Source organism: Streptomyces sp. NPDC048481, from assembly GCF_043200075.1.
GTDB lineage: Bacteria > Actinomycetota > Actinomycetes > Streptomycetales > Streptomycetaceae > Streptomyces.
On sequence record NZ_JBICXC010000002.1, the window covers coordinates 783546 to 809317 of the forward strand.

20 protein-coding genes and 1 tRNA gene are annotated in these 25772 nt (G+C 68.1%); 5 read left to right on the forward strand and 16 right to left on the reverse strand.

All coding sequences use genetic code 11. The features are described 5' to 3' along the window. Positions 1–380: 380 nt before the first annotated feature. Together ACGFSH_RS09695 and ACGFSH_RS09700 are read left to right on the forward strand one after the other, a co-directional pair. Positions 381–677, forward strand: coding sequence for a hypothetical protein (locus tag ACGFSH_RS09695; protein ID WP_393346612.1), 297 nt, complete (start codon positions 381–383; stop codon positions 675–677). A gap of 322 nt (positions 678–999) precedes the next feature. Then, positions 1000–1317: a hypothetical protein gene (locus ACGFSH_RS09700; protein WP_393346614.1), complete on the forward strand. Its 318-nt coding sequence runs from the start codon at positions 1000–1002 to the stop codon at positions 1315–1317. 258 nt (positions 1318–1575) lie between these two features. Here the strand turns inward: ACGFSH_RS09700 and tuf are convergent, their stop codons facing one another. The 5 genes from tuf to ACGFSH_RS09725 form a co-directional block, all read right to left on the reverse strand. Continuing rightward, entirely contained in the window at positions 1576–2769 is a 1194-nt protein-coding gene (tuf, locus tag ACGFSH_RS09705) for an elongation factor Tu (RefSeq protein ID WP_256916737.1), read from the reverse strand. A 164-nt stretch (positions 2770–2933) separates the two neighbouring features. Continuing rightward, positions 2934–5060, reverse strand: coding sequence for an elongation factor G (gene fusA, locus ACGFSH_RS09710; RefSeq protein ID WP_079660424.1), 2127 nt, complete (start codon positions 5058–5060; stop codon positions 2934–2936). A gap of 39 nt (positions 5061–5099) precedes the next feature. Further along, positions 5100–5570, reverse strand: coding sequence for a 30S ribosomal protein S7 (rpsG, locus tag ACGFSH_RS09715; RefSeq protein ID WP_189712345.1), 471 nt, complete (start codon positions 5568–5570; stop codon positions 5100–5102). Positions 5571–5573: 3 nt separating this feature from the next. Beyond that, a complete protein-coding gene (gene rpsL, locus ACGFSH_RS09720; RefSeq protein ID WP_003948652.1) occupies positions 5574–5945 on the reverse strand; it encodes a 30S ribosomal protein S12 in 372 nt (123 codons plus the stop codon). Positions 5946–6201: 256 nt separating this feature from the next. Then, positions 6202–7251, reverse strand: a complete 1050-nt coding sequence (locus tag ACGFSH_RS09725; RefSeq protein ID WP_393346617.1) for a glycosyltransferase family 2 protein — start codon at positions 7249–7251, stop codon at positions 6202–6204. Between the two features lie 140 nt (positions 7252–7391). Here ACGFSH_RS09725 and ACGFSH_RS09730 point away from each other — a divergent pair, with 140 nt between their 5' ends. After that, positions 7392–8669 carry a hypothetical protein gene (locus tag ACGFSH_RS09730; RefSeq protein WP_393346619.1) on the forward strand — a complete coding sequence of 426 codons (1278 nt, stop codon included), beginning with the start codon at positions 7392–7394 and terminating at the stop codon, positions 8667–8669. 145 nt (positions 8670–8814) lie between these two features. On the opposite strand, the gene ACGFSH_RS09735 is transcribed toward ACGFSH_RS09730, so the two are convergent. The 11 genes from ACGFSH_RS09735 to ACGFSH_RS09785 form a co-directional block, all read right to left on the reverse strand. Next, a complete protein-coding gene (locus tag ACGFSH_RS09735) occupies positions 8815–12714 on the reverse strand; it encodes a DNA-directed RNA polymerase subunit beta' (RefSeq protein ID WP_393346621.1) in 3900 nt (1299 codons plus the stop codon). A gap of 110 nt (positions 12715–12824) precedes the next feature. Continuing rightward, on the reverse strand, positions 12825–16310 hold the full coding sequence (gene rpoB / locus ACGFSH_RS09740; RefSeq protein ID WP_393346623.1) for a DNA-directed RNA polymerase subunit beta: 3486 nt from the start codon (positions 16308–16310) through the stop codon (positions 12825–12827). 576 nt (positions 16311–16886) lie between these two features. Next, a complete protein-coding gene (rplL, locus tag ACGFSH_RS09745) occupies positions 16887–17267 on the reverse strand; it encodes a 50S ribosomal protein L7/L12 (protein ID WP_393346625.1) in 381 nt (126 codons plus the stop codon). Between the two features lie 126 nt (positions 17268–17393). After that, a complete protein-coding gene (gene rplJ / locus ACGFSH_RS09750) occupies positions 17394–17924 on the reverse strand; it encodes a 50S ribosomal protein L10 (RefSeq protein WP_079660430.1) in 531 nt (176 codons plus the stop codon). Between the two features lie 285 nt (positions 17925–18209). Then, positions 18210–19022 carry a hypothetical protein gene (locus tag ACGFSH_RS09755; protein WP_393346627.1) on the reverse strand — a complete coding sequence of 271 codons (813 nt, stop codon included), beginning with the start codon at positions 19020–19022 and terminating at the stop codon, positions 18210–18212. A gap of 114 nt (positions 19023–19136) precedes the next feature. Continuing rightward, complete coding sequence (locus tag ACGFSH_RS09760; RefSeq protein ID WP_393346629.1) at positions 19137–20090, reverse strand: hypothetical protein; 954 nt, start codon at positions 20088–20090, stop codon at positions 19137–19139. A gap of 158 nt (positions 20091–20248) precedes the next feature. Next, entirely contained in the window at positions 20249–20974 is a 726-nt protein-coding gene (rplA, locus tag ACGFSH_RS09765) for a 50S ribosomal protein L1 (RefSeq protein WP_329412680.1), read from the reverse strand. An 82-nt stretch (positions 20975–21056) separates the two neighbouring features. Then, positions 21057–21491 (reverse strand): 50S ribosomal protein L11, encoded by a 435-nt coding sequence (gene rplK, locus ACGFSH_RS09770; protein ID WP_020132675.1) that lies wholly within the window; start codon positions 21489–21491, stop codon positions 21057–21059. A gap of 170 nt (positions 21492–21661) precedes the next feature. Next, positions 21662–22531 (reverse strand): transcription termination/antitermination protein NusG, encoded by an 870-nt coding sequence (gene nusG, locus ACGFSH_RS09775; RefSeq protein WP_393346631.1) that lies wholly within the window; start codon positions 22529–22531, stop codon positions 21662–21664. An 80-nt stretch (positions 22532–22611) separates the two neighbouring features. Then, the gene (gene secE, locus ACGFSH_RS09780; RefSeq protein ID WP_256918771.1) at positions 22612–22899 is read right to left on the reverse strand and encodes a preprotein translocase subunit SecE; all 288 of its coding nucleotides are present in this window, start codon (positions 22897–22899) and stop codon (positions 22612–22614) included. 114 nt (positions 22900–23013) lie between these two features. Further along, positions 23014–23086 (reverse strand) — tRNA-Trp (locus tag ACGFSH_RS09785). 259 nt (positions 23087–23345) lie between these two features. Between ACGFSH_RS09785 and ACGFSH_RS09790 the strand changes: the two genes are divergently transcribed. Together ACGFSH_RS09790 and ACGFSH_RS09795 are read left to right on the forward strand one after the other, a co-directional pair. Further along, positions 23346–24572 (forward strand): pyridoxal phosphate-dependent aminotransferase, encoded by a 1227-nt coding sequence (locus ACGFSH_RS09790; RefSeq protein ID WP_393346633.1) that lies wholly within the window; start codon positions 23346–23348, stop codon positions 24570–24572. A gap of 133 nt (positions 24573–24705) precedes the next feature. Beyond that, positions 24706–25740: an adenosine deaminase gene (locus ACGFSH_RS09795; RefSeq protein WP_393346635.1), complete on the forward strand. Its 1035-nt coding sequence runs from the start codon at positions 24706–24708 to the stop codon at positions 25738–25740. Positions 25741–25772: the final 32 nt, after the last annotated feature.

Consider the following 25772-nt stretch of genomic DNA (forward strand, 5'->3'; position numbering starts at 1 on the left):
GGATGACGGCGCTCAGGCAGCTGCGTGCCGGCGTCCCGGTGCCCGACCACGCCCTGCTCGCCCCGGCCCGCCGGCGGCTGCTGGACGGGATCACCGCGCCGTCCCGCCGCCGGTACGGCGGCTGGCAGGTCAGGGCGCCAGGCGCGGTAGCCGCCGTGGTGTTTGCGCGGCCCTGCCCTCCCTGCAGACGCTGTGGGGGGACCACGCGTCGCCGACGAAGCCGGCGCCACCGGCCGGGGCGCACCAGTGGGTGTACCTGAAGAGCCGTATCGACACCTGGCGGTGCCGGGGTCACATGACCTCGCGGGGCGTTCGGCGAACCCGGCGGGTTCGACTTGAGTCCCGGACCGGGCCCGTGCGCCGAGGAGCCCGACCGCTCCGTGACCGACGAGGTGTGGAACCGGTACGACGGCAAGAGGCAGGAGGTCGGGAACTCCGACGGCAACGGGCGTACACGAGTGGTCCGGCCCGGCGCGAACTTCCTCGCGCCCCGGGCCGCCGACGCCGTGTTCGCCGACCTTCCCGACGACCCCGGCGACGCGCTGCGGCTGATCCTCGACCCGGGTCTGGCAGGGGCGGCCCAGCCCGTCGAGGCGTCCGACGGCGCGGGCCGGAAGGCCCTGGCGATCGGCGTCGACGGCAAATTCCGCGACTGCTCGGTGGAGCGCAACAGGTAGGTACTTCTCGACCCGGAGACCTTCGCCCACCGGGGTGTTCGTTGGGTGGCCGACATGGACCACTACGTGGGCGGCAAGGCGGCCGGAGGCTCGTTCGTGACGAAGGGGACGGTCGTCGCCACCCCACCGGGGAACGGCGCCGGCGGCACCGCGCGCCACCCGGCCCCCGCCTGCTTGAGAACCTTGAGTGTCGCGAGGTCCATGACGTCCCAGTGGCATGCCCTGTAGTGCGTTCCTCGCAGAGCCGGTTGAGTACCCGTGCCTACGTCGCGGGCGTACGTGTTCGGATGCATCGGGCGCGTGGCGCTGGTGGAGTGGAGCCATGACCGAGATCCAGAGCGAGTCCCTGCCGACCCGCCTCCCCGAGGCCCACACGACGTGGTGGAGAGCCCCATTCGTGGCCTCCGGGTTCGGACTGCCGGTGCTCGCCATGGAGTACGCCGCCGTTCGCGACCACGACGGCATGGGGCAGTACGGCGGCATGATCTGCACGGCTGTGGCCCTGTACGCCCTCGCCTGGGTCCTGCCCCACCGTCTCTCGCTCCGGACGCCCCGCATCCTGGCGGCCGGCGCGGCGCTGCTGGTCACGCTGTTCCCCGTGGGGCTCCTGGTACTGCTGGGCGCGATGGTCTCCGCCTGACCGCGTAGGTGCGGGCGGCCGCGCGCGGTTGAGGTGATCGGAGGAGGGGACGGCAGGTGTCCGGCCGGCCGCCCCACCGTCGTAGGGGGTGTGTCGCGTTCAGGTCGTACGAGGAGGAGGTGCTCCGCCTCTCCTTCTGCCGCACGCATGCCCGCCTCGCCCCCGCCCCGGCACGCGAAAGGGCCCGTACGACCGGAGTCGTACGGGCCCTCTCAGGTGCTCAGCTCAGGCTGGAGCTACCAGGCCGATCAACAGGACTTACTTGTTGATCTTGGTGACCTGGCCGGCGCCGACCGTCCGGCCACCCTCACGGATGGCGAACTTCAGGCCCTCTTCCATGGCGACGGGCTGGATGAGCTCCACCTTCATCTCGGTGTTGTCACCCGGCATGACCATCTCGGTGCCCTCGGGGAGGGTCACGACGCCGGTCACGTCCGTCGTACGGAAGTAGAACTGCGGACGGTAGTTGTTGAAGAAGGGGGTGTGACGGCCACCCTCGTCCTTCGACAGGATGTAGGCCTGGGCCTCGAACTCGGTGTGCGGGGTGACCGAGCCCGGCTTGATGATGACCTGGCCGCGCTCGACGTCCTCGCGCTTGATGCCGCGGAGCAGCAGACCGACGTTCTCACCGGCCTGGCCCTCGTCGAGCAGCTTGCGGAACATCTCGATACCGGTGACCGTGGTGGTGGTCTTCTCGGTCTTGATGCCGATGATGTCGACGGTCTCGTTGACCTTCAGGACACCACGCTCGATACGGCCGGTGACGACCGTACCGCGACCGGTGATCGTGAAGACGTCCTCGATCGGCATGAGGAACGGCTTGTCGACGTCGCGCTCCGGCTCCGGGATCGACTCGTCGACGGCCTGCATGAGCTCCAGGACCGTGTTCGCCCACTCCGGGTCGCCCTCGAGCGCCTTGAGCGCCGAGACCTTGACGACCGGCAGGTCGTCGCCCGGGAACTCGTACTCGGAGAGGAGCTCGCGCACCTCGAGCTCGACGAGCTCCAGGATCTCCTCGTCGTCCACCATGTCGGCCTTGTTCAGGGCGACGACGATGTACGGAACGCCGACCTGGCGGGCCAGGAGCACGTGCTCCTTGGTCTGCGGCATCGGGCCGTCGGTGGCGGCGACCACGAGGATGGCGCCGTCCATCTGGGCCGCACCGGTGATCATGTTCTTGATGTAGTCCGCGTGACCCGGGCAGTCGACGTGCGCGTAGTGACGCGTCTCCGTCTGGTACTCGACGTGCGCGATGGAGATGGTGATACCGCGCTGACGCTCTTCGGGAGCCTTGTCGATCTGGTCGAAGGCCGAGGCCTCGTTCAGGTCCGGGTACTTGTCGTGCAGCACCTTGGTAATGGCGGCCGTGAGGGTCGTCTTACCGTGGTCGATGTGACCGATGGTGCCGATGTTGACGTGCGGCTTAGTCCGCTCGAACTTCGCCTTCGCCACGGGGGTCCTCCTGGGAGTGGTTCTGGAACGCCTTGCTTCATCGGCGCCAGGTGATCTTTGCTGTCAAATCCCGGGCCCGGGGCAAACACCCACGATCCTTGACGAATGCGGGTGGTTGCCCCAGAGGCTCCGGAGTCAAGCCTAAAGCGTGTGAACGCGGTGCGTTACTCGCCCTTGGCCTTCGCGATGATCTCCTCGGCGACGTTCCTGGGAACCTCGGCGTAGGAGTCGAACTGCATCGAGTAGCTCGCGCGACCCGACGTCTTGCTGCGGAGGTCGCCGACGTAGCCGAACATCTCCGACAGGGGCACCAGGCCCTTGACGACGCGGGCACCGGCCCGCTCCTCCATGGCCTGGATCTGGCCACGGCGGGAGTTGATGTCGCCGATGACCTCGCCCATGTAGTCCTCGGGCGTGGTGACCTCGACGGCCATCATCGGCTCGAGCAGCACGGGGCTGGCCTTGCGCGCGGCCTCCTTGAAGGCCTGCGAGCCGGCGATCTTGAACGCGAGCTCGGAGGAGTCCACCTCGTGGTAGCCACCGTCGAGCAGGGTGACGCGCACGCCGGTCATCTCGTAACCGGCGAGGATGCCGAACTGCATGGCCTCCTGCGCACCGGCGTCGACCGAAGGGATGTACTCCTTCGGGATGCGACCACCGGTCACCTTGTTCACGAACTCGTACGAGGCGTCGCCGCCCTCGATCGGCTCGATCGCGATCTGCACCTTGGCGAACTGGCCGGTACCGCCGGTCTGCTTCTTGTGCGTGTAGTCGACCCGGTCGACCGCCTTGCGGATGGTCTCGCGGTAGGCGACCTGCGGCTTGCCGACGTTGGCCTCGACCTTGAACTCACGGCGCATGCGGTCGACCAGCACCTCGAGGTGCAGTTCGCCCATGCCGCCGATGATGGTCTGGCCGGTCTCCTCGTCCGAGTGGACCTGGAACGACGGGTCCTCCTCGGCCAGGCGCTGGATCGCGATGCCCAGCTTCTCCTGGTCGCCCTTCGACTTGGGCTCGATGGCGACCTGGATGACCGGAGCCGGGAAGTCCATGGACTCCAGGATCACGGGCGCCTTGTCGTCGCACAGCGTCTCGCCGGTCGTGGTCTGCTTCAGACCCATGACGGCGACGATGTCGCCGGCGCCGACCGCCGCGATCTCCTCACGCTTGTTCGCGTGCATGCGGTAGATCTTGCCGATGCGCTCCTTCTTGCCCTTGACGGAGTTCAGCACCGCGGTGCCGGACTCCAGGCGGCCCGAGTAGACCCGGACGAAGGTGAGCTTGCCGAGGTGCGGGTCGCTCATGATCTTGAACGCCAGCGCCGACAGCGGCTCGTCGTCGGACGGCTTGCGCTTGACGACCTCCTCCGGGTCGTTCACGGCGTGGCCCTCGATGGCCTCGACGTCGAGCGGGGAGGGGAGGTAGCGCACGACCGCGTCGAGCAGGGGCTGGACGCCCTTGTTCTTGAACGCGGTGCCGCAGAACACCGGGGTGACGGTGGTGTCCTTGGACTTGCCGGACGCGATGGTGACACGACGGATCGCGGCGTACAGCTGCTCCTCGGAAGGCTCCTCGCCCTCCAGGTACAGCTCCATGATCTCTTCGTCGTTCTCGGCGACGGCCTCGATGAGCTTGCCGCGGTACTCCTCGGCAGCCTCGGTGTGCGTGGCCGGGATGTCGACGATGTCGTACATCTCGCCCTTGGTGGCCTCGGCGGACCACACGAACGCCTTCATCGTGACCAGGTCGACGACGCCCTTGAAGTCGGCCTCGGCACCGATCGGGAGCTGCATGACGATCGGCTGAGCGCCGAGGCGGTCAGAGATCATGTCGACGCAGCGGTGGAACTCGGCACCGGTCCGGTCGAGCTTGTTGACGAAGCAGATGCGCGGGACGCCGTAACGGTCCGCCTGACGCCAGACCGTCTCGGACTGGGGCTCGACGCCGGCGACGCCGTCGAACACCGTCACGGCACCGTCGAGCACACGAAGGGAACGCTCCACCTCGACGGTGAAGTCGACGTGGCCCGGGGTGTCGATGATGTTGATGGTGTGGTCGACGTCGGCCAGCGGCCAGTGACAGGTGGTGGCAGCAGACGTGATCGTGATGCCACGCTCCTGCTCCTGCTCCATCCAGTCCATCGTGGCAGCGCCGTCGTGGACCTCACCGATCTTGTAAGACACACCGGTGTAGAACAGGATCCGCTCGGTGGTGGTCGTCTTGCCCGCGTCGATGTGGGCCATGATCCCGATGTTGCGGACCTTGGCCAGGTCAAGTGAAGTGGTAGCCATAAGGCTTCAGTCTTCTCTCGGTCTCGATGTGGGTAGCGACTACCAGCGGTAGTGCGCGAAGGCCTTGTTGGACTCGGCCATCTTGTGGGTGTCCTCGCGCTTCTTCACAGCGGCGCCGAGGCCGTTGGACGCGTCGAGAAGCTCGTTGAGCAGGCGCTCGGTCATGGTCTTCTCGCGACGGGCGCGGGAGTAGCCGACGAGCCAGCGCAGCGCCAGGGTGCTCGCGCGGCCGGGCTTGACCTCGACCGGGACCTGGTAGGTCGCGCCACCGACACGGCGGGACTTGACCTCGATGGTCGGCTTGATGTTCTCGAGAGCGCGCTTCAGGGTGATGACCGGGTCGTTGCCGGTCTTCTCCTTGAGGCCCTCCATGGCGCCGTAGACGATGCGCTCGGCGGTGGAGCGCTTGCCGTTCAGCAGCACCTTGTTGATGAGCGACGTGACAAGAGGAGAACCGTAGACCGGGTCGATGATGACCGGGCGCTTCGGGGCAGGGCCCTTACGAGGCATTGTTTACTTCTCCTTCTTGGCGCCGTAGCGGCTGCGGGCCTGCTTGCGGTTCTTGACACCCTGGGTGTCGAGGGAGCCGCGGATGATCTTGTAGCGAACACCCGGCAGGTCCTTCACACGGCCACCACGCACGAGCACGATGGAGTGCTCCTGCAGGTTGTGTCCCTCACCCGGAATGTAAGCGGTGACCTCGATCCCGCTGGTCAGACGCACACGCGCGACCTTACGCAGGGCCGAGTTCGGCTTCTTCGGGGTGGTCGTGAACACGCGCGTGCAGACGCCGCGACGCTGAGGCGAACCCTCGAGTGCGGGCGTCTTGTTCTTCTCGACCTTGTCCTGCCGGCCCTTACGGACCAGCTGCTGGATCGTAGGCACTACTTCTCCGGTTTCTGTGTGCCGAATGGTGAAGCTAACCTGGAACTTCGCCGACCCACGCGGTCGGGTGTGTCGGACCCGCGGACTTCCGCCGCTAGGCAGAAGAAGGCGCGGATCGCGGTGGCCACTGCTTGAGACCCGCATGCGGCTGAAGACACGCACGAGGGCCAGGGCACACCCCAGGCACAAGGTCTGAGCGTACCTAGCGCACTGACTTCGGTCAAAACAGAAAGCCCGGCCGCCGACACGCCGGGGTTCAGGAAGGCTGCCCCAGCCGCTGCGCGGGCGGAGCCGCCCGGTCCGCGTCACCCGTCGGCACGGTCTCCGCGGACGGCCCGCCCGGCTCCCCCGCGGCCGCCGTGTCACGGCCCACGAAGTACGTCGGCCGGTTCTGCACGGCCGTGTAGATACGGCCCACGTACTCGCCGAGCAGCCCGACGCAGACCAGCTGGACGGCCCCGATGAACAGCACGCCGATGAACAGCGACGTCCAGCCGGGCACGGTGTGCTGGAAGGCGTGGGCGCTCAGCGTGTAGACCATCAGGCCGAGGCAGACCAGGAAGGCGAAGCCGCCCAGCCAGGTGGCGATGCGCAGGGGCGCTGCCGAGAAGCCGGTGACGCTGTCCACGGCCAGCCGGATCATCCGGCCCAGGGGGTACTTGCTCTGGCCCGCCGGCCGCGGGGCGCGCTCGTAGGCGACCTCGCCGCTGGGGAAGCCCAGCCAGGGCACGAGGAGACGGTAGACGCGCTGCTGGTCCGGCAACGCCTTCAGGGCGTCCACCGCGGCCCTGCTGAGCAGCCGGAAGTCTCCCGCCTGGGCCGGCACCGACGGTCCCGCGAGACGGCGCACCAGGCGGTAGTACAGGCCCGCCGTCCACCGCTTGAAGCCGGTGTCGCTGGCCCGGTCGGCCCGGATGCCGTAGACGATGTCGAGGTTCTCGGCGCGGGCCAGCGCGAGCATGTCGGGGATCTTCTCGGGCGGGTCCTGGAGGTCGGCGTCGATACTGACCACATAGGCGCCCGCGGCACGGTCGAGGCCCGCGGTGAGAGCTGCCTGGTGTCCGGAGTTGCGGCGCAGCCCGATCACGCGCAGTTCCGGCCAGCCGAGCCGGAAGGCGTCCAGGAGCGCGGCCGTGCGGTCCGTGGAGCCGTCGTCCACGGCGACGACCTCGTACGGGACGCCGAGGCCGGCCAGAACCGGGCGCAGGCGGCTGACCAGCGCGGGAAGGACCTCTTCCTCGTTGTACATGGGTATGACGACCGACAAGACGGTCGCCGCGGCCGTGGTCGTCGGCGCTTCGGACACCCGTCCTCCCCCCACCTGTGGCGCACATGTGCGACTCTGTTGCGATCTTATGACCGCACTCTTATGACCAAACGTCACGATCATCCGGACACGGCACCGCCCCTGGCCGTCCGGCGATCGGCCGAGGGGGGATCCCGCCCATGAGCACGGCTTCCAGCGACACGGCGACGGATCCCGCCGTGCCGGACGGGCCGGCACGGACGTCGCGGCGACAGCGCCGCCTCGCTCTGCCCGACGGGGTACGACCGTACCTCGCCCCGCTGCTCCTCTACGGTGTGACGAAGCTCGTCGGACTGATCGTCTTCGTGCGGCTGCTGGCGGCGGCGGACGAGTACCAGAAGAAGAACCCGCGCTTCGGGGGCGGCGCGCACTGGTGGGACGTCCTCGCCACCTGGGACGGCTGGTGGTACCTCCAGGTCGCCGAGAAGGGGTACGAGCCCGGTCCGCTGGTGAAGCTGGCTCCCGGCGGGCTGTTCACCGTCAAGCAGAACTCCGTGGCGTTCTTCCCCCTCTACCCGGGCCTGATCCGGGGCGTGTCGGAGATCACCGGCCTCGGCCTGTACGGATCGGCGATCACGGTCTCGGTCCTGGCCTCGTTCGTCGCGGCCGCGGGCGTGTACGCGGTGGTCTCGACGCTGGCCGGCGCACGGGCGGGCACGATCGCGGCCGGTCTGTGGGCGCTGGCACCCGGCGCCGGCGTGGAGTGGGCGGTCTACTCGGAGTCGGTGTTCGTCGCCATCGCCGCCTGGTGCTGCTACTGCGTGATGAAGCGGCACTGGGTGGCCGCGGGGCTGCTGGCCTTCCTCGCCGGCCTCAACCGGCCGACGTCCGCGGCCCTCATCGGCGCGGTCGGGCTGGCCGCGATCGTCACGCTCGCCCGGCCGCAGAGCAGACGCGAGCACGGGGTCGCCGGACCCGTGTACGCCATGATCGCCGCACCGCTGGGCCTGCTCACCTACGTCGCCTGGGTCGGCCTCAAGGCGGGCGACCTCACCGCCTACTTCACCCTCCAGCGCGAGGGCTGGGCGCACTACTTCGACTTCGGCGCCTACACCCTGGACGTGCTGGGCAACACGGCGATCGGGCACAACGACTACCTGTTCGCGTTCTCCGTGCCCGACCTGCTGGCCGTCCAGCTCGTCCTGGCGCTGCCCTTCCTGATCGCCCTGATGCTGCGCAGGAAGCCGCCGTTGGTGCTGGTCGCGTACACCCTGGCGAGCGTCGTCGCCGTCCTGGGGACCCAGCAGATGTTCGGCAACACCGGCCGCTACCTGCTCCCCGTGTTCCCCCTCCTCCTGGCCCCGGCCGCGGCGATGAGCCGCCTGAAGTGGCCGAGCCTGACGGTGTTCTTCGCCACGGCGGCCGTCGCCTCGGGCTGGTACGCCCACTTCGTCATCTTCGAACTGGGCATCCCGTAGCCGCCGGGGCACGCGCGCGGGTTCTGCGGCGGGTACGGGGCCGTGGTCCCGCAGCGAGCCGGGCAGGGGGCGTCCCGGGCACGCCGAAGGGCGGTCACCCCGTGCTCAACGGGGTGACCGCCCTTCAGTGGTTCAGACCTGCGCCTTACTGGTTGTACGGACCGTAGTCGTAGTCCTCCAGCGGAACGGCCTGGCCGGAGCCCGTGCCGAACGGCGAGTAGTCGATGTCGTCGTAGCCGACGGCCGAGTACATCGCGGCCTTGGCCTCCTCGGTCGGCTCGACCCGGATGTTGCGGTAGCGGGACAGGCCCGTACCGGCCGGGATGAGCTTACCGATGATGACGTTCTCCTTCAGGCCGATGAGGCTGTCGGACTTGGCGTTGATCGCCGCGTCCGTCAGGACTCGGGTCGTCTCCTGGAAGGAGGCGGCCGACAGCCAGGATTCCGTCGCCAGCGAGGCCTTGGTGATACCCATCAGCTGCGGACGACCGGAGGCCGGGTGACCGCCCTCCTGGACCACACGACGGTTCTCGACCTCGAACTTCGAGCGCTCGACGAGCTCGCCGGGCAGCAGCTCGGCGTCGCCGGACTCGATGATCGTCACACGGCGCAGCATCTGCCGGATGATGATCTCGATGTGCTTGTCGTGGATCGACACGCCCTGCGAGTTGTAGACCTTCTGGACCTCGCCGACCAGGTGGACCTGGACGGCACGCTGACCCAGGATGCGCAGCACGTCGTGCGGGTTGGTGGCGCCCACGGTGAGCTTCTGGCCCACCTCGACGTGCTCGCCCTCGCTGACCAGCAGACGGGCGCGCTTCGAGATCGGGAACGCCGTCTCGTCGCTGCCGTCGTCCGGCGTGATGACGATCTTCTTCGTCTTCTCGGTCTCCTCGATCCGCACGCGGCCGGAGGCCTCGGAGATCGGGGCGACACCCTTCGGGGTACGGGCCTCGAAGAGCTCGACGACACGCGGCAGACCCTGCGTGATGTCGTCACCGGCCACACCACCGGTGTGGAAGGTACGCATCGTCAGCTGGGTGCCGGGCTCACCGATGGACTGGGCGGCGATGATGCCGACCGCCTCACCGATGTCGACCAGCTTGCCGGTGGCCAGCGAGCGGCCGTAGCACATGGCGCACGTGCCGACCTGCGACTCACAGGTCAGGATCGAGCGGGTCTTGACCTCCTCGACGCCGTGGCGCACGAGCTGGTCGATGAGCACGTCGCCCAGGTCCACGTTGGCCGGCGCGATCACCTTGCCGTCGATGACGACGTCCTCGGCGAGCATGCGGGCGTAGACGCTGGTCTCGACGTCGTCCGTCTTGCGCAGGGCGCCGTCCTCGCCGCGGACGGCGATCTTCAGCTTCAGACCGCGCTCGGTGCCGCAGTCCTCCTCGCGGATGATGACGTCCTGCGAGACGTCCACCAGACGACGGGTCAGGTAACCCGAGTCGGCGGTACGCAGGGCGGTGTCCGCCAGACCCTTACGGGCGCCGTGCGTGGAGATGAAGTACTCCAGCACGGACAGGCCCTCACGGAAGGACGCCTTGATCGGACGCGGGATGGTCTCGTTCTTCGCGTTCGACACCAGACCGCGCATACCCGCGATCTGCCGCATCTGCATCATGTTTCCTCGGGCGCCCGAGTCGACCATCATGAAGATGGGGTTGGTCTTGGGGAAGTTCGCGTTCATCGCCTCGGCGACCTCGTTGGTCGCCTTGGTCCAGATCGCGATGAGCTCCTGCGTGCGCTCTTCCTTGGTGATCAGACCGCGCTCGTACTGCTTCTGGACCTTCTCGTCCTGCGCCTCGTAGCCCTTGACGATCTCCTTCTTCGCCTCGGGAACGACGACGTCGGAGATGGCCACGGTGACGCCGGAACGGGTCGCCCAGTAGAAGCCGGCCGCCTTCAGGTTGTCGAGCGTCGCCGCCACGATGACCTTGGGGTAGCGCTCGGCCAGGTCGTTGACGATCTCGGAGAGCTGCTTCTTGCCCACCGAGTAGTCGACGAACGGGTAGTCCTCGGGCAGCAGCTCGTTGAAGAGCGCGCGGCCCAGGGTCGTGCGCAGCCGGAAGGTGTCACCCTGCTGCCACTCGGGCTCGCCCTCCTCGCGCGCCGGCGGCATCCAGCCACGCGGCGGGATGGTGCCCACCGGGAAGCGGATGTCGATCGGCGACTGAAGCGCCAGCTCACCGGCGTCGAACGCCATGATCGCCTCGGCCGTGGAGCCGAAGGACCGGCCCTCGCCCTTGGTGTCACGCAGCTCGCCGTCGGTGGTGAGGAAGAACAGACCGAGGACCATGTCCTGGGTCGGCATCGTCACCGGACGGCCGTCGGCGGGCTTGAGGATGTTGTTCGAGGACAGCATCAGGATGCGGGCCTCGGCCTGCGCCTCCGCGGAGAGCGGCAGGTGGACGGCCATCTGGTCACCGTCGAAGTCCGCGTTGAACGCGGTGCAGACGAGCGGGTGGATCTGGATGGCCTTGCCCTCGACCAGCTGCGGCTCGAAGGCCTGGATGCCGAGGCGGTGCAGCGTGGGAGCACGGTTCAGCAGCACCGGGTGCTCGGCGATGACCTCTTCGAGGACGTCGTACACGACGGTGCGGCCGCGCTCCACCATGCGCTTGGCGCTCTTGATGTTCTGCGCGTGGTTCAGGTCGACCAGGCGCTTCATCACGAACGGCTTGAACAGCTCCAGCGCCATCGCCTTCGGCAGACCGCACTGGTGCAGCTTCAGCTGCGGACCGACGACGATCACGGAACGCGCGGAGTAGTCCACACGCTTGCCGAGCAGGTTCTGACGGAAGCGGCCCTGCTTGCCCTTGAGCATGTCGGACAGCGACTTCAGCGGACGGTTGCCGGGGCCCGTGACCGGGCGGCCGCGACGGCCGTTGTCGAAGAGCGCGTCGACGGCCTCCTGGAGCATGCGCTTCTCGTTGTTCACGATGATCTCGGGCGCGCCGAGGTCGAGAAGCCGCTTCAGGCGGTTGTTGCGGTTGATCACACGGCGGTACAGGTCGTTCAGGTCGGAGGTCGCGAAGCGGCCACCGTCCAGCTGCACCATCGGGCGGAGGTCCGGCGGGATGACCGGCACGCAGTCGAGCACCATGCCCTTGGGGCTGTTGCTGGTCTGCAGGAACGCGGAGACGACCTTGAGGCGCTTGAGCGCGCGGGTCTTCTTCTGGCCCTTGCCGGTGCGGATGATCTCGCGGAGCTTCTCGGCCTCCTCGTCGAGGTCGAAGGACTCCAGGCGCTTCTGCAGCGCCGCGGCGCCCATCGAACCGTCGAAGTACGTGCCGAAGCGGTCACGCAGCTCGCGGTAGAGGAGCTCGTCGCCCTCCAGGTCCTGGACCTTGAGGTTCTTGAACCGGGTCCACACCTCGTCGAGACGGTCGATCTCGCGCTGCGCACGGTCGCGCAGCTGCTTCATCTCGCGCTCGGCGCCTTCGCGCACCTTGCGGCGCACGTCGGCCTTGGCGCCCTCGGCCTCCAGCTCGGCCAGGTCGGTCTCGAGCTTCTTGGCGCGGGCCTCCAGGTCGGAGTCACGGCGGTTCTCGATCTGCTGACGCTCGACGGAGACGTGCGCCTCCAGCGAGGGCAGGTCACGCGTGCGGCGCTCGTCGTCGACGAACGTGATCATGTACGCCGCGAAGTAGATGACCTTCTCGAGGTCCTTGGGAGCCAGGTCGAGCAGGTAGCCCAGACGGCTCGGGACGCCCTTGAAGTACCAGATGTGGGTGACGGGAGCGGCCAGTTCGATGTGGCCCATCCGCTCACGGCGCACCTTGGCGCGGGTCACCTCGACGCCGCAGCGCTCACAGATGATGCCCTTGAAGCGGACACGCTTGTACTTGCCGCAGTAGCACTCCCAGTCCCGGGTCGGACCGAAGATCTTCTCGCAGAAGAGTCCGTCCTTTTCCGGCTTGAGCGTGCGGTAGTTGATCGTCTCGGGCTTCTTGACCTCGCCGTGGCTCCACTGACGGATGTCGTCAGCGGTAGCCAGACCGATCCGGAGCTCGTCGAAGAAGTTGACGTCGAGCACTATGCGTCAATCCCTCTCAGGGTTGTAAGTCTTGGGGTCTGAAACGGGGGTCCCGGGGCCGGCCGGAGGTTCAGGGATCTTCATCGCCGAACCTCCGGACCGGACTCCCGTCAGACCTCTTCGACGCTGCTCGGCTCGCGCCGGGACAGGTCGATGCCGAGCTCCTCCGCCGCGCGGAAGACGTCCTCGTCGGTGTCACGCATCTCGATGGACATACCGTCGCTGGACAGCACCTCCACGTTCAGGCAGAGAGACTGCATCTCCTTGATGAGCACCTTGAAGGACTCGGGGATGCCGGGCTCGGGGATGTTCTCGCCCTTGACGATGGCCTCGTAGACCTTCACGCGGCCGGTGACGTCGTCGGACTTGATGGTCAGGAGCTCCTGGAGGGCGTACGCGGCGCCGTATGCCTCCAGCGCCCACACCTCCATCTCACCGAAGCGCTGACCGCCGAACTGCGCCTTACCGCCCAGCGGCTGCTGGGTGATCATCGAGTACGGGCCGGTCGAACGGGCGTGCAGCTTGTCGTCGACCAGGTGGTGGAGCTTGAGGATGTACATGTACCCGATGGAGATCGGGTCCGGGAACGGCTCGCCGGAGCGGCCGTCGAACAGCCTCGCCTTGCCGGTCGGCTGCACCATGCGCTCGCCGTCGCGGTTCGGGATGGTGTGCTGCAGCAGACCCGCCAGCTCGTCCTCGCGGGCGCCGTCGAACACCGGGGTGGCGACGTTGGTGCCCGGGGCGACCTGGTCGGCGCCGATGACCTGAAGCCGCTGGGCCCAGTCCTCGGCGAGTCCGGAGACGTCCCAGCCGCGGCTGGCGAGCCAGCCGAGGTGGATCTCCAGCACCTGTCCCGGGTTCATTCGGGACGGCACACCCAGCGGGTTGAGGATGATGTCGACCGGGGTCCCGTCCTCGAGGAAGGGCATGTCCTCGATGGGCAGGATCTTGGAGATGACGCCCTTGTTGCCGTGACGGCCGGCGAGCTTGTCACCGTCCGTGATCTTGCGCTTCTGCGCCACGTAGACGCGGACCAGCTGGTTCACGCCCGGCGGCAGCTCGTCGCCTTCTTCACGGTCGAAGACGCGGACGCCGATGACCTTGCCGATCTCGCCGTGCGGCACCTTCAGCGAGGTGTCACGGACCTCACGGGCCTTCTCGCCGAAGATCGCGCGCAGCAGGCGCTCCTCCGGGGTCAGCTCGGTCTCGCCCTTGGGCGTGACCTTGCCGACCAGGATGTCGCCGGCGACGACCTCGGCGCCGATGCGGATGATGCCGCGCTCGTCGAGGTCGGCGAGGACCTCCTCGGAGACGTTCGGGATGTCCCGGGTGATCTCCTCGGGGCCGAGCTTGGTGTCACGGGCGTCGACCTCGTGCTCCTCGATGTGGATCGAGGAGAGGACGTCGTCCTGCACGAGGCGCTGCGACAGGATGATCGCGTCCTCGTAGTTGTGACCCTCCCACGGCATGAACGCCACGAGCAGGTTCTTGCCGAGCGCCATCTCGCCGTTCTCGGTGGCCGGGCCGTCGGCGAGGACCTGACCGGTGATGATCCGGTCGCCCTCGTTGACGATGACCTTCTGGTTGACCGAGGTGCCCTGGTTGGAGCGCGAGAACTTGGCCAGGCGGTACGTGATGTACGTGCCGTCGTCGTTGGTCGTGGTGATGTAGTCCGCGGAGACCTCCTGGACCACACCGTCCTTCTCGGCCTTGACGACGTCGCCGGCGTCGACGGCGGAGCGGTACTCCATGCCGGTGCCGACGAGCGGGGCCTCGCTCTTGATGAGCGGCACGGCCTGGCGCATCATGTTCGCGCCCATGAGGGCGCGGTTGGCGTCGTCGTGCTCGAGGAACGGGATCATGGCGGTCGCGACCGACACCATCTGGCGCGGCGAGACGTCCATGTAGTCCACGTCGTCACCGGGGACGTAGTCGACCTCGCCGCCACGGCGGCGGACCAGGACGCGGTTCTCGGTGAAGCGCAGGTCGTCGTCGAGCGTGGCGTTGGCCTGCGCGATGACGAAGCGGTCCTCCTCGTCGGCCGTCAGGTAGTCGACCTCGTCGGTGACGACACCGTCGGTGACCCGGCGGTAGGGCGTCTCCACGAAACCGAACGCGTTGACGCGGCCGTACGAGGCGAGCGAGCCGATCAGACCGATGTTCGGGCCTTCGGGCGTCTCGATCGGGCACATGCGGCCGTAGTGCGACGGGTGCACGTCACGGACCTCGAAGCCGGCCCGCTCACGGGAGAGACCACCCGGGCCGAGCGCCGACAGGCGCCGCTTGTGGGTGAGACCCGACAGCGGGTTGTTCTGGTCCATGAACTGCGACAGCTGGCTGGTGCCGAAGAACTCCTTGATGGAGGCGACGACCGGCCGGATGTTGATCAGGGTCTGCGGCGTGATCGCCTCGACGTCCTGGGTCGTCATCCGCTCGCGGACGACTCGCTCCATACGCGCCAGACCCGTGCGGACCTGGTTCTGGATGAGCTCGCCCACGCTGCGCAGACGACGGTTGCCGAAGTGGTCGATGTCGTCGGTCTCGACGACGATCGTGGTGCCGTTGTCCGCACCCGTCTCGGTCTCGCCGGCGTGCAGCTTGACCAGGTACTTGATCGTCGAGATGACGTCCTCGACGGTCAGGACGCCCGCGTCGAGCGGCGCGTCCGCACCCAGCTTCTTGTTGACCTTGTAGCGGCCGACCTTGGCCAGGTCGTAGCGCTTGGGGTTGAAGTAGAGGTTCTCGAGCAGCGTCTGCGCGGCCTCACGCGTGGGGGGCTCGCCCGGACGCAGCTTGCGGTAGATGTCGAGCAGCGCGTCGTCCTGGCCCTGGGTGTGGTCCTTCTCCAGGGTGGCGCGCATGGACTCGTACTCGCCGAACTCCTCGAGGATCTGCTCGGTGGTCCAGCCGAGAGCCTTCAGGAGCACGGTGACGGACTGCTTGCGCTTGCGGTCGATGCGGACACCGACCATGTCGCGCTTGTCGATCTCCATCTCCAGCCAGGCGCCCCGGGAGGGGATGATCTTGGCGGAGAAGATGTCCTTGTCGGACGTCTTGTCGATGGAGGAGTCGAAGTAGACACCCGGCGAACGGACCAGCTGCGACACCACGACACGCTCGGTGCCGTTGATGACGAAGGTGCCCTTGTTCGTCATGAGCGGGAAGTCGCCCATGAAGACCGTCTGGGACTTGATCTCGCCGGTCTCGTTGTTCGTGAACTCGGCCGTCACGAAGAGCGGGGCCGCGTACGTGAAGTCACGGTCCTTGCACTCGTCGATGCTGTTCTTCGGCGGCTCGAAACGGTGGTCGCGGAAGGTCAGCGACATCGACCCGGAGAAGTCCTCGATCGGGGAGATCTCCTCGAAGATCTCCTCCAGACCGGACTTCGTGGGGACGTCCTGACCGGACTCGAGAGCCGCCTCGACCCGACTCTGCCAGGCGGTGTTTCCGAGCAGCCAGTCAAAGCTCTCGGTCTGCAGCGCGAGCAGGTTGGGAACCTCGAGGGGCTCCTTGATCTTTGCAAAGGAGATGCGCAGCGGGGCGGTGCTGGCGGCGTTGTTCGTATTCGCGGTCGAGGCGTTGCGCGAGGCGGCCAAGAGGGGGTCCTTCCGAGGGCTCGGACTCACTACGCGCGTACCGGCCCCTCTCTCGCGCACGGAGACGGACAGTTCCCGATCCGGCTGATGGCCAGGTGGGAGACGTCTGATCGTCCGGGTTCAAGGGAGGGCATGCCCCTGGTGACGGGCAGGGGACAGCTAACAGGCAGCGCAAAGGGTCAGTGTAGCCAGTTGGCACACTGATGTCCAGTGCGGGTTGTTCGCGACCCTCGTGGTTCTCAACGCCCTCGGTCCGGTAGCCCTCAACGCACGGTGATACTGCCCTCTTCGTCGCCGATCCATGCCTCGGATTCGGATCGTTGTGACGACGCGTCCTGAGAATTGCGCGCTGCGTGCGGTTCGTCAAGGCCCCCCTGCGTGAACCGGGGTGCTCGGAAACACGACGAAGATCACCATACCCCCCGCTCAGAGGGGTGCAAGGCAACCGTGGACGCACCCCAGGGAACGACGAAGAGCGACCACCCAGATGGATGATCGCTCTTCGGTGCGTGGGCGTTACAGCCCCCGTGGGGGCAGTTTCAGCCTCCGCTCGCGGTCGTCGCCGACCGCGGGGTGTTACTTGACCTCGACGGAGGCGCCGGCGCCCTTGAGGGACTCGGCGGCCTTCTCGGCGGCGTCCTTGGCGACCTTCTCGAGAACGGGCTTGGGAGCGCCGTCCACGAGGTCCTTGGCCTCCTTCAGGCCCAGGGAGGTCAGCTCACGCACGACCTTGATGACCTGGATCTTCTTCTCGCCGGCACCCGTGAGGATGACGTCGAACTCGTCCTGCTCCTCGACGGCCTCGGCGGCGGCGGCCGGACCGGCCGGACCGGCGACGGCGACCGCGGCGGCGGCGGTGACGTCGAACTTCTCCTCGAACGCCTTCACGAACTCGGAGAGCTGGATGAGGGTCATGCCCTCGAACTCGGCGAGCAGTTCGTCCTGGGTGAGAGCCATGACGGCTTTCCTTCCACTAATTCGGCTGGTGCCGGTATGTACATGTCTGGCGGGCGTACGTTCGGCCCGCTAACGACCGCTGCTTCAGGCGGGCTGCCTCAGGCGGCGGTCATTTCGGGAGCCGAATTACTCGGCACCGCCCTGCTCGGCCTGCTTGGCGCGAAGAGCGTCCACGGTGCGGACGAGCTTCGAGGGAAGCGCCTGGAAGAGCTGAGCAGCCTGAGACTGCTTGCCCTTGAAGGCACCCGCCAGCTTGCTGAGCAGAACCTCGCGGGACTCGAGGTCCGCAAGCTTCTTGATCTCGTCGGCGGACAGCGCCTTGCCGTCAAGGACACCGCCCTTGATGACGAGGTTCGGGTTGTCCTTGGCGAAGTCACGAAGACCCTTCGCCGACTCCACCGGGTCACCGGTGATGAAGGCGACCGCCGTCGGACCGTTGAACAGGTCGTCGAGCGTGTTGATCCCGGCCTCGTTGGCCGCAATCTTGGTCAGCGTGTTCTTCACCACGGCGTACTGGGCGTTCTCACCGAGCGAACGACGCAGCGTCTTGAGCTGCGCCACGGTGAGACCCCGGTACTCGGTCAGCACGGCGGCGTTCGAGCTGCGGAACGACTCCGTCAGCTCGGCCACCGCGGCAGCCTTGTCGGGCCTTGCCATGAGCGTCGGCCTCCTTCCGGGTGATGAGGACCGCTCAGAAGGGGCTGTGACAGACGAAACGCCCCGGCGCAGGCGCACGGGGCGTAGCTCGACCGCAAGAATTCCGTGGGAGGATTTCTCTCGGGAGCACATCCACTGACACCTGCGCGGGTCGTCCGCATTGCAGCGGATCCTTCGGCCACCGCCCCCTCTTGCGAGAGCACGGCAACGACCAGCGGTCTTTGGCTTCTCGTGGAGAGTACGTGAACCGGTCGCCGTCAAGCAAATCCGCCCGTACGGACCACCTCAGCGGCCGGCCTTCCTCAGCTCCCCGGCCAGGTCGACGGTGTCCGAGGCGGGCGGGGCCTGCACGGTCACGGGCTTGCCGAAGTCGCTGAACGTGAGGGTCAGGTCGAGCTGTCCGTGCCGTCCGAAGCCCTGCATGCGCAGCTGCCGGGTCCGGTCCTGGGCGTCGGCCCACAGGTCCATGGTGAGTTCGTCGACGCCCAGCTTCTCGTACTGGGCGAGGCTCTTCTCGGTGCGCTGCCGTACGCGCGTCGCGTCGTCCTTGTAGGAGGCGCGGATGGCGTCGAGGGTGGCGGTGCCCGTGTAGTGGGTGGTGTTGACACCCCCGACCGTCTCGACGCCGGCCTTCTTCAGGTCGTCGGCCGCGGCGAGGAACCCGCTCTCGTGGGAGGGGTTGTCGCGCGCCAGGGCCCCCATCGTGCCCATGCCGGCCGCGGCGCCGCCCGAGGCGCCGGAGCGGCCCGGCGCGCCGAACCTGATCCAGTGCCTGCCTCCCTGGCCGGCTTCGTCGCTGCCCACGTAGAGCACCCCGCCGACCAGCCGGAACTCTCCGGTGCCGCGGTCGGGCCCGCTGAGCACGGTGGACTTCAGCCTCACGACCGGCGGCTTGACGCCGATCGCCGCCTCGCCCTTGATCCGGCCCTCCTCCGGCGTCCGGCCGGCCATCCGGTAGCGCAGGGAGACCGGTTCCTCCGCCTTGCGGGCCACCCGGGCGACGGCCGCCGAGGCCGCCGTGTCGCCCCCGCCGCCGTCGGAACCGCCGACCGCAGCGCATCCGGTCACGAGCAACGCGGACAGCCCGAGGGCACCCACGGAAAACCTCATGCAACTTCCCCCCAGTACAGGCGAACTCCCGTGCGGGGAACGCACGGTCGCATCGCGCAAGACCGTGAAGATATCCCAGGGGGACGGTGGGGGGCCGGTGAATTACGAGCCGGTTCCCGCTCCCTGCTTGCGGACCAGCTCGGTGAAGTCCGCGGTGTCGTCCGCCGGGGGTTCCTTCGCCGAGACCTCGGTGCCGTAGTCGCTGTAGTAGGCGGTCTGGGTGTAGCCGCCCTGCGCGGTCTGGCCCCGCTCCACCTTCTTGACCAGCAGGTCGTGGTCGTCGATCCAGATATCGACGGTCTCGGTGGTGACGCCGGCCTGTTCCAGGGTCTTCTTCAGGTCGTCGACCTGGGCGCGGGTGAGGCCGGAGTTCTGCCGGGCGAGGTCGGCCACCTCGACCGTCCCCGCGTAGTGCCTGGTGTGCCGGCCCCGCACCGTGTCCGTGCCGACCTGGCGCACGTCCCCCGAGGCCAGCAGCAGCTTGACCGACTGGTTGGGGGTGGTGTGGGTCATCTGGTCCTTCAGATACGCGCCGGAGCTGCCGCCGAGGCGCTCCAGGTCGTCGTAGGCGTACCGGATCCAGTGTCTGCCGCCGGTCTGCCGGGCGAAGGCGTCGCTCATCCGCGCGTAGTAGGCGTCGGGGAGGTAGCGGGCCTGCGTCGACGTGCTGCCGAGCTGGCGCATCGTGTCGGCGACGGTGCCGCCGGTGTACGTGATGGTGAGGGCGCCGGTCAGACCGTGGCCCCAGCCGAGGGCTCCGTCGGCCGTCATCGACATCAGCGAGCCGATGGTCGTGCTGGACTCGACCTTCGCCGAGTCGGCGCCGTCGGTGGACTTCTCGGCGGTGCGCAGGGCCGCGACGGGGCTCAGCCGCGGGCTGCCCTCCCCGCCCTCGCCGGAGCCCGCGGAGCCCCCCGCCGTCGCTCCCCTGCTCCCCGTGGCCGCTCCGGAACCCTCTGAGCCGCCCGATCCCCCCGAGCCGCAGGCCGTCACTCCCGCGAGCAGCGTCACGGCAACGATCGACAGCCCCGCCCGGCGCACGGTCGTCCGCTTCATTCGCCCACCCCCCGATTCCGTCACTGCACGCTAACCCACGGCACTGACAGCCGTCCGGGAAAGCGCCGTACGGCAGAAGGCGCCGTACGGGAAAAGGGACGAGCCCCGCACCTCGGAAGGTTGCGGGGCTCGTCACCGACTGGGGTGAGCTGTCAGGCTCAGACCGCGGCCGGGTCCTCCTCGACGAGGAGGTTGCGGGTGCGGTTCGGGTCGACCTGGATGCCGGGGCCGATCGTGGTGCTGATCGCGGCCTTCTTGATGTAGCGACCCTTGGCGGCGGACGGCTTCAGACGGAGGATCTCCTCCAGCGCCGCGCCGTAGTTCTCCACCAGCTTCTCGTCGTCGAAGGACGACTTGCCGATGATGAAGTGCAGGTTCGAGTGCTTGTCGACGCGGAACTCGATCTTGCCGCCCTTGATCTCGGTGACGGCCTTGGCCACGTCGGGGGTGACGGTGCCGGTCTTCGGGTTCGGCATCAGACCACGCGGACCGAGCACGCGGCCGAGGCGGCCGACCTTGCCCATGAGGTCCGGGGTGGCGACGACGGCGTCGAAGTCCAGACGGCCCTTCGCGACCTCGTCGATCAGTTCGTCGGAGCCGACGATGTCGGCGCCCGCGGCCTCTGCGGCCGCAGCACGGTCACCGGTCGCGAAGACCAGGACCCGGGCGGTCTTGCCGGTGCCGTGCGGCAGGTTCACGGTGCCACGGACCATCTGGTCGGCCTTGCGCGGGTCGACACCCAGGCGGAAGGCGACCTCGACGGTGCCGTCGAACTTGCTCGTGGAGGTCTCCTTGGCGAGACGGACGGCCTCGAGCGGGGCGTAGAGCTTGTCCCGGTCGATCTTGGCGTCCGCAGCGCGGAGAGACTTGCTGCGCTTGCTCACTACTGCTCCTGGTGATTCTGAGGAGTCGTGGTCCGGGCCGAGCAGGCCCTTCCACACTTCTGCTTGGTACGGGTGGGTGAGGTCAGCCCTCGACGGTGATGCCCATGGAACGGGCGGTGCCGGCGATGATCTTCGACGCGGCGTCCAGGTCGTTGGCGTTCAGGTCGGGGAGCTTGGTCGTGGCGATCTCACGGACCTGCGCCTCGGTGATCTTGGCGACCTTGGTCTTGTGCGGCTCGCCCGAGCCCTTCTCGACACCCGCGGCCTTGAGGATCATCTTCGCGGCCGGCGGCGTCTTGGTGATGAAGGTGAAGGAGCGGTCCTCGTAGACCGTGATCTCCACCGGGATCACCCAGCCACGCTGCGACTCGGTCGCGGCGTTGTAGGCCTTGCAGAACTCCATGATGTTGACGCCGTGCTGGCCGAGCGCGGGGCCGACCGGCGGCGCGGGGTTGGCCGCACCGGCGTTGATCTGGAGCTTGATGAGCCCCGTGACCTTCTTCTTCTTGGGAGGCATTGCTCTCTCCGGGTCCTAGTGAGAGTTTTTCAGCCGTCCGGTCCGGATGATCCGGATGGAGGCATACCGCACAACGATAACGGGTATCCATGCGCGGCCAAAAACCGAGCAGGTCAGGCGAGCTGTGACAGCCCGCCTGACCTGTTCGGAGGCGTGGGTTCCAGAAGGAGCTAGTTCTTCTGGATCTGGTCGAAGCTCAGCTCGACCGGGGTCTCGCGGCCGAAGATCTCGACGAGACCCTTGACCTTCTTCGAGTCCGCGTTGATCTCGTTGATCGTCGCCTGAAGCGTGGCGAACGGACCGTCGGTGACGGTGACCGAGTCGCCCACCTCGAAGTCCAGCACCTGGACCTCGACCTTGCGGGAGGGAGCCGGCTTGCCCTCGGCCTCGGCGGCCTCACGGGCGGCCTTCTCCTCGGCCTCCGGGGCGAGCATCTTGACGATCTCGTCCAGGGTCAGCGGGTACGGGTCGTAGGCGTTGCCCACGAAGCCGGTCACGCCGGGGGTGTTGCGGACGACGCCCCAGGACTCGTTCGTCAGGTCCATGCGCACCAGCACGTAGCCGGGGAGCTTGTTCTGACGGATCGTCTTGCGGTCGCCGTTCTTGATCTGGACGACCTCTTCCTGCGGCACCTCGGCCTGGAAGATGTAGTCCTCGACGTTCAAGGAAACGGCGCGCTGCTCCAGGTTGGTCTTCACGCGGTTCTCGTAGCCGGCGTAGGTGTGGATGACGTACCACTCGCCGGGGAGGGTGCGCAGCTCCTCGCGCAGGGCGACGACGGGGTCGACGGGCTCGGCCGGCTCCTCCTCCTCGGCCGCCTCGTCGAGAGGGGCCTCGTCGGCGTCCTCGTCCTCGGCGGTCTCGGTGGCGTCGGCGCTCTCGGCGTCCTCGTCCTCGACGTGGAGTGCGGCTTCCTCGGCGGGCTCGCCCGCTTCGGCTTCGGCAGCCTCGAACTCGTCCAGGCCCTCGTCCGCGCCCTCGACGATGTCGAGCTCGTCGTCCACGGACTCGACGTCCTCGTTCAGGTTCTGGTCAGACACGGTGGCTGCTTCTTCCTGGATACATAGGGGTGGAACATGCGAAAGGGGCGCCGGATACCTCGGCGCCCTTCGCTCTTGGATCAGCCGAAGACGTACTTGGCGGCGTGGCTGAGTCCATAGTCAATCACGGTCACCAGGCCGATCATGATGACGACGAAGACGATCACCACGGTCGTGTACGTCGTCAGCTGGTTGCGCGTCGGCCATACGACCTTGCGCAGCTCCGCGATGATCTGGCGGTAGAAGGTCGCGAGGCGCTTCAGAGGGCCCTTCTTGGCCCGCTTGCCGCCCTTGCGCGCCTTCTTCTTCGCCTCAGGCGCCTCGTCCTGGGCATCAGGCGTGTCGATGGAGCCCACGGCGTCCGCCATTCGTCCTCACCTGTTCCCGGGTCGTGGCCGTGCCGCGCCCGGTGTGAGCCGCACGGCGAGTGCATTGCTGTACGTACATGCGCTGCGCACACATCCTGGTGACGGAGTGTGTAGCAGGGCCGGAGGGACTTGAACCCCCAACCGCTGGTTTTGGAGACCAGTGCTCTACCAATTGAGCTACGACCCTTTGTGTGTCCCCCAACGTACCGCATCCGACCGGGTGCTCGGTGTGCACCTGGCAGGCGCGGCTGTCGAAGGCCAACGACGTGTGAGTGTACGTGGTCTTGAGCGCCTCGTCGAACGTAAAGGGCCCCCGGCGGCCTCCCCGGCGGAAGATCGCCCAGCAGGGGAACCGGATCCGGACGGATGTTCAGGCCTGTGCCCGTACATGCTCAGTACGTGAAACCCGTGTGCCCGGGGGGTTTCCGGTCTGAAACCATGGGGCCATGAGCGCTGCAACCCCTCCCACCGAGCGCCGGGTCTCCGCCCGAGTCGGCGCGATCTCCGAGTCCGCCACCCTCGCCGTGGACGCCAAGGCCAAGGCCCTGAAGGCCGCCGGGCGGCCGGTGATCGGCTTCGGCGCCGGTGAACCCGACTTCCCGACCCCGGACTACATCGTCGACGCGGCCGTCGAGGCCTGCAAGAACCCGAAGTACCACCGGTACACGCCGGCCGGCGGTCTGCCCGAGCTGAAGGCCGCCATCGCCGCCAAGACGCTGCGCGACTCCGGCTACGAGGTCGACCCCGCGCAGATCCTCGTCACCAACGGCGGCAAGCAGGCCATCTACGAGGCCTTCGCCGCGATCCTCGACCCGGGCGACGAGGTCATCGTCCCGGCGCCCTACTGGACGACGTACCCGGAGTCGATCCGGCTGGCCGGCGGCGTCCCCGTGGAGGTCGTGGCCGACGAGACGACCGGCTACCGGGTCTCGGTCGAGCAGCTGGAGGCGGCGCGCACCGAGCGGACGAAGGTCGTCCTGTTCGTCTCCCCGTCGAACCCGACCGGCGCCGTCTACAGCGCCGAGGACGCCGAGGCCATCGGCCGCTGGGCCGTCGAGCACGGCCTGTGGGTGATGACGGACGAGATCTACGAGCACCTCGTCTACGGCGACGCCACGTTCACCTCGCTCCCGGTGGTCGTCCCGGAGCTGCGCGACAAGTGCATCGTCGTCAACGGCGTCGCCAAGACGTACGCGATGACCGGCTGGCGGGTGGGCTGGATCATCGGCCCGAAGGACGTCGTCAAGGCCGCGACGAACCTGCAGTCGCACGCCACCTCGAACGTCTCCAACGTGGCGCAGATCGCCGCGCTGGCCGCCGTCTCGGGCGACCTGTCGGCCGTGGAGAAGATGCGTGAGGCGTTCGACCGGCGCCGCAAGACGATCGTGCGCATGCTCAACGAGATCGACGGCGTGCTCTGCCCGGAGCCCGAGGGCGCGTTCTACGCCTACCCGTCGGTGAAGGCGCTGATCGGCAAGGAGATCCGCGGCAGGCGCCCGCAGGACACGGTCGAGCTGGCCGCGCTCATCCTGGAGGAGGCCGAGGTCGCGGTGGTGCCCGGCGAGGCGTTCGGCACCCCGGGGTACCTGCGCCTGTCGTACGCGCTGGGCGACGAGGACCTCGTCGAGGGCGTGAGCCGCGTCCAGAAGCTGCTGGCGGAGGCCAGGGACTGACCTCTTCCCAGCCTGCTCACGCAAGCAGTCACGGGCCGTCTTCTCCGGGAGGCGGCCCGCTGCTGTGTGCGAGCAAGACCACGTTCGGGGAATCGGCTACCCGGACGACACCCACGTGCGGCAGGATTCCTGAATGGAGCGCGTACGTGATGTCTCTGAACTGCCCAAGGCCCACCTGCACCTGCACTTCACCGGCTCGATGCGGCCCGCCACCGTGCTGGAACTGGCCGACAAGCACGGCGTGCGCCTGCCGGAGGCGCTGACCGAGGCGCTGACGAGCGGGGAGCCGCCGAAGCTGCGCGCCACCGACGAGCGCGGCTGGTTCCGCTTCCAGCGCCTGTACGACGCCGCCCGTTCCTGCCTGCGCGAGCCCGAGGACATACAGCGTCTGGTGCGCGAGGCCGCGGAGGAGGACCTCAGGGACGGCTCGGGCTGGCTGGAGATCCAGGTCGACCCGACGTCGTACGCGCCCCGGCTGGGCGGGCTGATCCCGGCGCTGGAGATCATCCTCGACGCGGTGGAGACGACCTCGCGCGAGACCGGGCTCGGGATGCGGGTGCTGGTCGCGGCGAACCGCATGAAGCATCCGCTGGACGCCCGCACCCTGGCCCGTCTGGCCGTGCGCTACGCCGACCGCGGGGTGATCGGCTTCGGACTGTCGAACGACGAACGCCGGGGCCTGGCACGGGACTTCGACCGGGCCTTCGCGATCGCGCGCGAAGGCGGGCTGCTGTCCGCCCCGCACGGCGGCGAGCTGACCGGGCCGATGTCCGTCCGCGACTGTCTCGACGACCTGCACGCCGACCGCCTGGGACACGGCGTGCGCGCGGCCGAGGACCCCCGGCTGCTGAAGAGGCTGGCCGAACGGGGCGTGACCTGCGAGGTCTGCCCCGCGTCGAACGTGGCCCTCGGCGTGTACGAGAAGCCCGAGGACGTACCGCTGCGCACCCTGTTCGACGCCGGGGTCCCGATGGCCCTCGGCGCCGACGACCCCCTGCTGTTCGGCTCGCGGCTCGCGGCCCAGTACGACATCGCCCGTGAGCACCACGCCTTCACGGACGAGGAGCTGGCCGAACTGGCCCGCCAGTCGGTACGGGGTTCGGCGGCCCCGGAGGACGTCCGGCAGAAGCTCCTGGCAGGCGTCGACGACTGGCTGACGGCGACCTGAGCGGCGGCCGGCTCAGCCGGATCGACCTGCGC